The 10,560-nt window shown below is 70.7% G+C and carries 7 protein-coding genes; 4 read left to right on the top strand and 3 right to left on the bottom strand.

Going from position 1 to position 10,560, the window contains the following annotated elements; all coding sequences use genetic code 11:
- Positions 1 to 331 precede the first annotated feature (331 nt).
- From ACJQWM_RS14065 to ACJQWM_RS14055, 3 genes are all read left to right on the top strand, one after another.
- Entirely contained in the window at positions 332 to 601 is a 270-nt protein-coding gene (locus tag ACJQWM_RS14065) for a YcgL domain-containing protein (protein WP_332708014.1), read from the top strand.
- Positions 594 to 3,998, top strand: coding sequence for an ankyrin repeat domain-containing protein (locus ACJQWM_RS14060; protein ID WP_411306917.1), 3,405 nt, complete (start codon positions 594 to 596; stop codon positions 3,996 to 3,998). Before ACJQWM_RS14065 ends, ACJQWM_RS14060 begins: the two co-directional genes overlap by 8 nt.
- Positions 3,999 to 4,215: 217 nt before the next feature.
- Entirely contained in the window at positions 4,216 to 5,055 is an 840-nt protein-coding gene (locus ACJQWM_RS14055) for an energy transducer TonB (protein ID WP_332707953.1), read from the top strand.
- 109 nt (positions 5,056 to 5,164) lie between these two features.
- On the opposite strand, the gene ACJQWM_RS14050 is transcribed toward ACJQWM_RS14055, so the two are convergent.
- From ACJQWM_RS14050 to trxA, 3 genes are all read right to left on the bottom strand, one after another.
- A complete protein-coding gene (locus tag ACJQWM_RS14050; protein WP_332707952.1) occupies positions 5,165 to 6,433 on the bottom strand; it encodes an alpha/beta hydrolase in 1,269 nt (422 codons plus the stop codon).
- A gap of 171 nt (positions 6,434 to 6,604) precedes the next feature.
- Positions 6,605 to 8,458 carry a transcription termination factor Rho gene (gene rho, locus ACJQWM_RS14045; RefSeq protein WP_411306916.1) on the bottom strand — a complete coding sequence of 618 codons (1,854 nt, stop codon included), beginning with the start codon at positions 8,456 to 8,458 and terminating at the stop codon, positions 6,605 to 6,607.
- A 259-nt stretch (positions 8,459 to 8,717) separates the two neighbouring features.
- Entirely contained in the window at positions 8,718 to 9,044 is a 327-nt protein-coding gene (gene trxA / locus ACJQWM_RS14040; protein ID WP_078757930.1) for a thioredoxin TrxA, read from the bottom strand.
- A gap of 196 nt (positions 9,045 to 9,240) precedes the next feature.
- On the opposite strand from trxA, the gene rhlB reads away from it, so the two are divergent.
- A partial coding sequence (gene rhlB, locus ACJQWM_RS14035) for an ATP-dependent RNA helicase RhlB (protein ID WP_411306915.1) occupies positions 9,241 to 10,560 on the top strand: 1,320 nt, incomplete at its 3' end.

Raw genomic sequence — 10,560 nt, 5'->3', positions numbered from 1 at the left:
GGGCGTGGAGTGGCGCGGGGATTTTTCGACTCGCCATCCATGGCTCGGTCGAAAAACGGCGGCCATCCATGGCCGCCGCCCCTTCGGGGTCTGTGGAGACGCGTGGCGGATTCCTTGGCGCTGTACCAGCGAAGGCAAAGGCCAAGGCATGAGGCCAAGGCATGAGGCCAAGGCATGAGGCAAAGGCACCCAACGTGAAGGCGAAACGGTAGTGGTCACCGGCTGGCACCGCCGCCGCGCCTCCGGCTGAACACAGACAGTTCGCCACACCCGGAGCCGCGGGTATGCTGTGCGTCACATCACGCTGCGCAGTGAGTCCCCCCGGCCAGCCATGCAAGCCTACGTCTACAAGAGCCTCCGCAAGGCCGAGACCTATGTGTACCTCGCCGCGCGCGACGACTTCGAGCGGGTGCCCGCGCCGATCCGCCAGCAGCTCGGGCCACTGCAGTTCGTGCTCGACCTGGCCCTGACCGCAGAGCGCAAGCTGGCCCGCGCCGATGCCGCGGTGGTGCGGGAGAACCTCGCCACCCGCGGCTTCCACCTGCAGGTGCCGCCGACCCAGCTCGATCCGATGACCGCGGACCACGGCACCGATGCCTGAGTCCAGGCATTCACGGTGGCCGATAGGCGCGGCGCTCGCTGCCGGCTTGGCGCTGTCGCTGCTGACCGTGTTCGGCGGGGTCGTCGCCGCGTTCGCCGGGGTGCTCGCGCAGCCATTGTTCGCGTTGGCGGTGTCGGGCTGGCGCCGGCGCATCGAGCTGGTCTCGCTGCCGGCCTGGAAACGCGACGGCCTGAACCTCACCGGCTTGTGGGCGGCCGGCGTGGCGGTGCTGGCGCTGGCCCTGGCGTGGCCGCTGTCGGCATTGCTCCAGTCCGGCTCACTGGCTGCCGCACTCGGCGTCAGCGCGGTGGCCGGCGGCTTCGTCCTGGCGCTGTGGCGCAGCTGGCCGCTGTGGCACGCGCTGGAGCGCGACGGCGGGTCCCTGCGCGAGCATGCGCAGTCGCTGGCCGAGCTCGACCTGGGCGCCTGGCGCGGGCTCGGCGTCGCGGTCGCGGTCGGCATCATTGCGGCTGCGGTCGTGGTACTGGCCTGGCCCGGACTGGTTCCCGGCGAGGCGCGTTGGCCGTGGGCGGTCGGGTTCGCGCTGGTGTCGCCGGCCCTGCATGCCTGGCTGCAGCGCATCGCGCCGGCCGAGCCGGTGCTGATGCTGGAGGACGAGCCGGCCGGTGCGCTCGATGCCGCGCTCGACCTGCCACTGGCCGATGGCGATCCGCTGGAGCCGGCGCTGTACGCCGCCGCGCGCACCGGCCGGGTCGAGCGCGCGCTGGAACTGATCGATGCCGGCGCCGATCCGCACGCGCCGCCGCCAAGCGATGAGCGCGACCAGCGCAGCCTGCCGGTGCTCGCCGCCGTACTGCCCGACCTGCGCCTGCTGCGCGCACTGATCGCACGTGGCGTCGATCTCAACGGCGCGCACGCCGGCATGACCCCGCTGATCGCCGCCACCCGTGACAGTTGGCACGGCCGCCCCGACGCGGTGATGACCCTGCTGGCCAACGGCGCCGATCCGCGCGCGGTCGACAGCGACGGCAACACGCCGCTGCATCACGCCGCGCGCAGCTCCGACCCGGGCGTCGCCGCGCTGCTGCGCGATGCGGCGGCCGAACTGGACCCGCTCAACCACGACGGCCTGAGCCCGCTCGGCGTGGCCTGCGCATCGGGCAACTGGCGGCTCGCGCGGTTCCTGCTGGAGCGCGGCGCCAAAACCGACCCCGCCGATGGTCAGCCGGCGCTGCTGGCGGCGGCCGGCGGCGAGGACGATGACGCGGCCGGCATCCACCTGCTGCTGAAACAGAAGGCCAAAATCAACGCGCGCAACCGCGACGGCCGCAGCGCGCTGCACGAAGCCGCGTTCGGCGGCCATGTCGAAATGGTCACGGCGCTGCTCGCGGCCGGCGCGGACGTGACCGCAACCGACGCGCAAGGCCGCAACGCCGCGCTGGAAGCCGCGCGCGGCGGCCGGTTGGCGGTGCTGGACCTGCTGCTGGAACAGCTGCCGCGGGTCAGCGCGACCGAAGCGGTCGCACTCGACGCCGACGGCCGCAATGCGCTGATCCTGGCCTGCGCCGCCCCGGCGACCACGCCGGAGCTCATCGCGCGTCTGCTCGAGCTCGGCGTCGAGCGCGAGCAGCGCGACGCCGAGGGCAAGCGCGCGATCGACCGCGCCGCCGAGGCCGGCCGCTGGGCGCTGGTCGCCGCGCTCGACCCCAGCTACGCGATGCCGGCCCGGGTCAGCGATGGCGACAACGAAGTCGCTCAAGACGACACCGGTGGCTCCGGCCCACCACCGGATCGCGCGCCGGCCGCGTTGCTGCGCGACGCGCTGCGCGAGGGCCGCGAGCACGGCATGGACGGGCTCGCGCAACTGCTGGGCCCGAGCGAGCTGGGGGCGTTGCTGCACGACGGCGACAGCTTGCCGTCGCCGACCCAGATCGAGTGGCTGCTGGCGCGTGGTGCCGCGGCCGACGTGCGCGACGGCGCCGGCGACACCCCGCTGTTCGCCTGGCTCGCGCGCGGGGCCGCCGCCATGCCGCAGATGCAGGCGCTGCTGCGGCACGCGGTCGCGCCGGCGGGCCGGGGTGGCCTGGCGCGCTTCCTGTCGGCCTGCGTCGCGGTCGAATCGGCGACCCGTGGGCCGGATACAGCCGCCTTGAAGCAACCGAAACACGCCAAATTGGCCGCGGCCAAGCCGGTCGGCCCCAAGCAACTGGCGCTGGAGCAGTTCGCGCTCGATCTGCTCGAGCGCGGCGCCGACCCGTTCGCGCCGTCCGGCGCCGGCGACCCGCCGTTGACCCTGACGGTGCGGCTGGGCTGGCCGCGGTTGCTCGCGCGCCTGCTGGCCGGCGGCATCGCACTGGACGTGCGCGACAGCCACGGCATGAGCGCGCTGCACCTGGCCGCCGCGCTCGGCCGCGAAGCCACGCTCAAGCAGCTGATCGCCCACGGCGCCGCGCCGGACCTGCTCGCCGCCGACGGCCAGACGCCGCTCGGCGTCGCGCTGGCCTCGGGCCGGCGCGACCTCGCCGACTGGCTCGACTGGCGTGGCTGGTCACTGCCGCGGCGTCCGTTGCAGAGCATCGACGTGCCGGCCGCGGCGATCGTCGGCGACGCCGACGCGGTGCGCCGCCTGCTCGACCTGGGCCTGCCGGTCGACGCCGCCGATGGCCAGGGTTGCACCGCCCTGCTGCGTGCCGCCGGAGGTGGTCACCGCGCGGTGGTCGACCTGCTGCTGGCGCGCGGCGCCGATCCGCTGCTGCCGGCGCACTCCGGCGCGACGCCGTTGTCGGCCGCGGTCAGCATGCGCCACATCGAAATCGTCGACCGCCTGATCGGCGCCGGCGCCACGCTGGAGCAGCGCCTGCCGGGCGAGCTGACCGTGCTGATGGTCGCCTGCGCACTGGGCCTGCCGGACCTGGCCGCGCGCCTGCTTGCGGCCGGTGCCGACATCCACGCCGCCGATGCGCAGGGCCGCACCGCCATCCACTGCGCGGCGATGTATGGCTTCGGCGCGCGTGAGCGCTCGCGCCTGGTGGCGTTGCTGGACACCCTGCTGCTGGCCGGCGCCGAAGCCGACGAGCCCGCGGCCGGCGTGACCTCGCTGCTGCTGCTGCTCGGCTCGCGCGCCGAGCCCGGCAGCGCCGCCGACGAGGACGTGCTGATCGCCGGCCTGGAGTTGCTGGCCGACAACGACGCCCGCCTCGACGTGCAGGACCCGCGCGGTTTCGGACCGCTGCACCTGGCCGCCCTGCACGGCCTGCTGAGCGTGGTGCAGTGGCTGATCCGCGCCGGCGCCGACCCGGACCTGCGCGATGCGCTCAACCGCACCCCGCGCGAGATCGCGGTGATGCGCGGCTTCGTCGACATCGCCGCCGAATTCGCGCCGGCCGTGCCCGGCAACAGCGTGTCGATGGCGCGGTTCCTGCGCGATCCGCGCTGACCCGCTGACGGCCAACTGCAAACATCCGCAAGCGCAGGCCACCTCCGCGCTCTACGCCCGACGCCGCAGCTCCGGTCGCGTCTGTAGGACGCTCTCTCAACGAGTGATAGTGCGAGGTGTTGGCGCCGGCGCGTGTGTGGGCACATTTCCGCTAAGCGTCGACGCCGGCAGCCCTGCGCTATGCTGTGCCGACGTTAGTCACGACAGGGAGCAGGTCATGGGCAAGCGGTTCTGGATGGCGATGCTGCTGTTGGTCTGCGCCAGCGGCGCAGTCGCAGCGGGTCCCAGTGCGGTACGCAAGCAGATCGAAGCGAGCCTGCTGGTCAAAGGCACGCTCGATATCGATGCGAGCGGTGCGGTGGTCGGCCACGAGCTCGAACGCCGGGACGACTTGCCGCCAGGCGTCGTCGAGATGATCGGCAAGGCCATGCCGCACTGGCGCTTCGAGCTGGTCGCTTTGGAGGACGGCACGTCACCAGCGCGCGTGGACATGAGCCTGCGCATCGTCGCGAAAGAGCTCGACGACGACAGCTTCAGCGTGCATATCCGTGGCGCACGGTTCGGTCAGCACCAGCCGGGCGAAATTGTCAGCGCGAAATCGTTGGCTCCGCCACGCTATCCGTCTGCCGCTGTTGACAGCGGCGTCGGCGGCACTGTCTATCTGGTCGTGAAAGTCGGGCGCGACGGCTCGGTCGAGGAAGTGGTGGCCGAGCAGGTCAACCTGCGAATCGTCGCCCGCGAGCGCGAAATGATCCGTTGGCGCCGCGTCCTCGCGCAGGCGGCGGTGCGCCGCGCGAAAGACTGGACCTTCAATCCGCCGCCTCGCGGAGACGAGGTCGATGAGCCGTACTGGTCGGCCCGCGTGCCGGTCGACTTTACGTTTGCGGACGCACGCGAGCCGAATGAGCATGAGTGGAACGCCTATGTCCCCGGTCCGCGCGAGCGCGTTCCGTGGTTGTCCGAGCCGTCCGACGACGGCGCCGATGCGATCGCCGCGGGCGGCATCTATCCCGTCGGCGGTGGTCCGCGCCTGCTGACGTCGCTGGATCCGGGCTGAAGCCAGCTGAGGTTGGCGCGGCGGTGGCCCTCGCCACCGCCGGCCCAATACGGAACGATGAAAACGCCCGCAAAAGCGGGCGCGTCTTCGCGAGCGGCGACAGCACGTGTCAGCGCGTGCCGCCGCCCCCCGATCGCGCGGTCTCCGATCGCGGCTGCCCAAACGCCTCGCGTAACTGCTCGCCGGCGAGCTGCTGCGCCTGCTCCGCCTTGTCGACCACCGCGGCCATGCCGAAGAACTCGTGGGTGACGCCGTCGTACACCTCCAGCGTGACCGGCACGCCGGCCGCGCGCAGTGCCTCGGCGTAGGCGCGCCCGTCCGAACGCAGCGGGTCGATCTGCGCCAGGATGATCGTCGCCGGCGCGAGCCCGGCCAGGTCGTCGCGCTTGGCCAGCGCGATGCGCGGGTCGGCGGTCTGCTGCGGCGACTCGAAGTAGTGCTCAACAAACCACTGCATCGCCTCCTTGCCGAGTGGCTTGGCGTTGGCGTTCTCGACGTAGGACTCGGAGTTCATGTCGTTGCTGGCGATCGGGTACACCAGCACCTGGTGCAGCGGCTCCTGCCAGCCGTTGTCGCGCGCGGCAATGGCGATGTTGGCCGCGAGGTTGCCGCCGGCGCTCTCGCCGACCACGGCGATGCGCTCGGGGTCGCCGCCGAAGCTTTCGGCGTTGTCGAGGATCCATTGGTAGGCGGCCAGCGAGTCCTCGTGCGCGGCCGGGAACATGTCCTCCGGGCCCTGGCGGTAGTGGGTCGAGACCACGATCGCATCGGCTTTATTGGCGAGCGCGCGCGCCGAGGCGTCGTAGGTGTCGAGGTCGGCGATGACCCAGCCGCCGCCATGGATGTAATGGATCACCGGCAGCGGCTGGCCATCGGCGTCGGCAATCGCGTTGGGCCGGGCGGTGGTCGCCGATTCGCTGGCACCGGTGGCATCGGTGCCGGCTGCGGCTGCAGCGCGCTCGGGCCAGTAAATGCGGACCGGCACCGTGCTCGCCGGGCCCGGGAAGGTGAGGTTGCGCACCTCGCCGACCGCCTCGGGAGTTGCGGTTTCGCCGCGGGACTCGATCAGCGCCTTGACCGCATCGGCCGGCGAAGGCTGCTGGCGGGCCTGCTCCGGGGTCAGGCTGGCGATCGGTTCGGCGCCCAGCTCGGCGAGCTGGTCAAGCACCGCCTGCATCTGCGGACCGGCCTTGGCCATTACCGCCTCGGTGGACGGCGGCTGGGTCGAGGCCGCGGGCGACGTGGTCGGCGTGGCCGGGGGCGGAGAATTCTGCGCGATTGCGGCGCCGGTGACGGCCATCAGCAGGGCGGCGGCGGTGGAGCGGGCCAGCATCGTGCGGCGCAGGGTGGACGGAACAACGGCGGGGGAGGATTTCATGACGTCAGGGGCGTTGGCGCCGCGGGAGGACGGCAAGGCGCAACCTAGCTGCACGCCCGTACATGCGTCGTGACTGGGTCGCTTCCCGAACCGGCCACTCCGGAACTGGCCGCCCCAAAGCAGGACGCCCCGCGCGGGGCGGGGCGTCTGCTGGCGCTGCGGCGGAACCGCTCAGCGCTTCATCGAACTGAAGAACTCGTCGTTGGACTTGGTGGTCTTCATCTTGTCGAGCAGGAATTCCATCGCGCCGATCTCGTCCATGCCGTGCAGCAGCTTGCGCAGGATCCAGATCTTCTGCAGCAGCTCGGGCTCGATCAGGTAGTCCTCGCGGCGGGTGCCGGAGCGGTTGATGTCGATCGCCGGGTACACGCGCTTCTCGGCAATGCGGCGGTTGAGGTGGACCTCGGAGTTGCCGGTGCCCTTGAATTCCTCGTAGATCACCTCGTCCATCTTGCTGCCGGTATCGACCAGCGCGGTGGCGATGATCGTCAGGCTGCCGCCTTCCTCGACGTTGCGGGCCGCGCCGAAGAAGCGCTTGGGCCGGTGCAGTGCGTTGGCGTCGACGCCGCCCGACAGCACCTTGCCGGAGCTCGGCAGCACGTTGTTGTAGGCGCGCGCCAGGCGGGTGATCGAGTCGAGCAGGATCACCACGTCCTTCTTGTGCTCGACCAGGCGCTTGGCGCGCTCGATCACCATCTCGGCGACCTGCACGTGGCGGCCGGCGGGCTCGTCGAAGGTCGAGGAGATCACCTCGCCGCGCACGGTGCGCTGCATCTCGGTGACTTCCTCGGGCCGCTCGTCGATCAGCAGCACGATCATGTGCACGTCGGGATGGTTGTGGCTGATCGCGGTGGCGATCTGCTGCATCATCATGGTCTTGCCGGCCTTCGGCGGCGACACGATCAGCGCGCGCTGGCCTTTGCCCTGCGGCGCCATCAGGTCCAGGATGCGGCCGGTGATGTCCTCGGTCGAACCGTCGGCGCGCTCGAGCTTGAACTTGCGCCGCGGGAACAGCGCGGTCAGGTTCTCGAACAGCACCTTGTTCTTGGACGCTTCCAGCGGCTCGCCGTTGATCGTGTCGACGATCGACAGCGCGAAGTAGCGCTCGCCGTCCTTCGGGAAACGGATGCGGCCCGACAGGTGGTCGCCGGTGCGCAGGTTGAAGCGGCGGATCTGGCTCGGCGAGATGTAGGTGTCGTCCGGGCCGGCCAGGTAGCTGGCCTCGGCCGCGCGCAGGAAGCCGAAGCCGTCGGGCAGGATTTCCAGCACGCCGTCGGCGGCGACGCCTTCGCCGTGGCGGGTCAGCACCTTGAGCAGGGCGACGATGACGTCCTGCTTGCGGGCGCGCGCCACGCCTTCCTGGATGTTGAGCTGTTCGGCGATCTCCAGCAGCTGCTGCGCCGGCATGCGCTTGAGGTCGCTCAGCGAGTACTGCGGGAAGCCCTCGGGCACCTGCGGATGCGGGCGCGGGACGAAGGACTCGTTGCCACCATCATCGCTGGGCAGCCCGTCGCGGTTGCGCCCGCCGCCGCCGCCGCCACTACGCTCGCGCCGGTTGCGGAAACGCTCGCGACGGTTGCCGCGGCCCCCGTCGGGCTGTTCGCCACGGTTCTGGTCGGCCCGGTTCTGGTTGCCGCGCTGCTGGTCGCCACGCCCGGCATTTCCACCACCGTCACCCTGGCCTTCGCCGCCACCCTGGCGGGATTCACCACCGGCGGATTCGTTGCCGGCCGGCTGCTTGGCCTGGGGCTTCTGTTCACCCTGGGGCTTCTGCTCACCCTGCGGCTTGGCGTCAGCCGAAGCCTCCGCCTTGGGCGCGGGCTTGCCGTCGGCCTTCGACTGCTCCGGCTTCCCGGCATCGTCGCTGCGGGCAGCAGGTGCTTCGGCACGCGCGGGCGCCGGCTTGGCGGCCTCGGGCTGCGTTGATTCGGTCTTGTTGGCCGGAGTAGCGTCGGCCTTGGGAGCACGCGGTTTGCGCACGCGCTTTTCGGCGGTATCGCCGGCGTCGGGGGTGTTATCGGACAAGCGGGAATTCCTCGCTAGGCGGCGAGCGCCCGCGTCTGCGGGCGGAGCGTCAGGGACGAAAAGGTTCGAGAAGGGTGCGGCGGGGAACCGCGCCACGACCCTATGAAACGGGCCGCGACAGCCATTCAGGCGCCGGGTACTGCGAAACTAGCACTGCCACAAGGCCACCGCAAGCGTTACGCCCGCGTGCCGGTTCAGCTGCCGGGGCAGCGCTGGGGGCCTCCGGCGGCGCAGGGCGCCACCGGGGTCAAACCGGTTCTCAGAGCGCCTTGTCGATCATCTGCGCCAGCTGGGCCTTGCCGACGGCGCCGATCTGGGTCGCCTGCACCTGGCCATCCTTGAACAGCAGCAGCATCGGGATCGAGCGCACGTGGTACTTCATGGCTGTCGCGCGGTTGTGGTCGACGTTGACCTTGGCGATCTTGACGCGGCCGTCGTAGGTCTCCGCCAGGTCGTCCAGCGCTGGTGCGATCATCTTGCACGGGCCGCACCATTCGGCCCAGAAGTCGACCAGGACGGGCTCCGACGACTGCAGCACGGCGGAATCGAAGTCGGCATCGCCGACCTGCATGACTTTATCGCTCACAAGACTCTCCTGCGGATGGCGGGCTCCAGCGGTGGGCGCCGGGCAATTTGCCGATGGTTGGCGTTAAACTGGGGCGTTACGCGGTGGCTTCAAGCCCCGCACGCTGCGGTCAGGACGAAAATCTGGCCGACCCCGGCAGTCTGCTTCGCGGACGCCACCCACGCAAGCGCAGTCCTGCGCGCGGATTCCTGAACGCATGAGCGACAAACCCCTTACCGATATTTCCTTCTCGTCCTTCGACCTGCACCCGAGCCTGTTGGCCGGGCTGGAGTCGGCCGGTTTCACCCGTTGCACCCCGATCCAGGCGATGACCCTGCCGGTGGCGCTGAAGGGCGGCGACGTCGCCGGCCAGGCCCAGACCGGCACTGGCAAGACGCTGGCCTTCCTGGTGGCGGTGATCAACCGCCTGCTGTCGCAGCCGGCGCTGGCCGATCGCAAGCCGGAGGATCCACGCGCGCTGATCCTGGCGCCGACCCGCGAACTGGCCATCCAGATCCACAAGGACGCGGTCAAGTTCGGCAGCGAGCTGGGGCTGAAGTTCGCGCTGGTCTACGGCGGCGTCGACTACGACAAGCAGCGCGAGCTGCTGCAGCAGGGCGTGGACGTGATCATCGCCACCCCCGGCCGGCTGATCGACTATGTGAAGCAGCACAAGGTGGTCAGCCTGCACGCCTGCGAGATCTGCGTGCTGGACGAGGCCGACCGGATGTTCGACCTGGGCTTCATCAAGGACATCCGCTTCCTGCTGCGGCGCATGCCGATCCGCACCGAGCGCCAGACCCTGCTGTTCAGCGCCACCCTCAGCCATCGCGTGCTGGAGCTGGCCTACGAGCACATGAACGAGCCCGAGAAGCTGGTGGTGGAGTCGGAGTTCATCACCAATGCCAAGGTGCGGCAGCTGGTGTACTTCCCCTCCGACGAAGAGAAGATCCCGCTGCTGCTGGGCCTGCTGTCGCGCAGCGAGGGCGCGCGCACGATGGTGTTCGTCAACACCAAGGCGTGGGTGGAGCGGGTCGCCCGTGCGCTGGAGCGGGCCGGCTACCGCGTCGGCGTGCTCAGCGGCGACGTGCCGCAGAAGAAGCGCGAGTCCCTGCTGGCCAAGTTCCAGAAGGGGCAGTTGGAGCTGCTGGTCGCCACCGACGTCGCCGCCCGCGGACTGCACATCGACGGCGTCAGCCATGTCTACAACTACGACCTGCCGTTTGATGCCGAGGACTACGTGCACCGCATCGGCCGCACCGCACGCCTGGGTGCCGAGGGCGACGCGATCAGCTTCGCCTGCGAGCGCTATGCGATGAGCCTGCCCGACATCGAGACCTACATCGAGCAGAAGCTGCCGACCGCGCCGGTGGAGGCGGACCTGCTGGTGGCGCTGCCGCGGCCCAAGCGCGAGCGTCCAGAAGGCGATGCCGGGGACGACGAGGAAGAGAGCATCGGCGCGATCTTCAAGGATGCCCGTGAGCAGCGCGCCGCCGAGGAAGAGCGTCGCGGTGGCGGGCGCGGCAAGGGCCACGCC

The organism is Novilysobacter longmucuonensis, assembly GCF_046600735.1.
Classification (GTDB): Bacteria; Pseudomonadota; Gammaproteobacteria; order Xanthomonadales; family Xanthomonadaceae; genus Novilysobacter_A; species Novilysobacter_A longmucuonensis.
Note: the sequence above shows the minus strand (reverse complement) of the source record. Positions and strands in the feature narration are given on the sequence as shown.

Excerpts from the sequence above, each read along its gene's own strand:
- ACJQWM_RS14060 (WP_411306917.1), top strand. The coding sequence starts at position 594 with ATGCCTGAGTCCAGGCATTCACGGTGGCCGATAGGCGCGGCGCTCGCT.
- ACJQWM_RS14055 (WP_332707953.1), top strand. The coding sequence starts at position 4,216 with ATGGGCAAGCGGTTCTGGATGGCGATGCTGCTGTTGGTCTGCGCCAGC.
- ACJQWM_RS14065 (WP_332708014.1), top strand. The coding sequence starts at position 332 with ATGCAAGCCTACGTCTACAAGAGCCTCCGCAAGGCCGAGACCTATGTG.
- ACJQWM_RS14050 (WP_332707952.1), bottom strand. The coding sequence starts at position 6,433 with ATGAAATCCTCCCCCGCCGTTGTTCCGTCCACCCTGCGCCGCACGATG.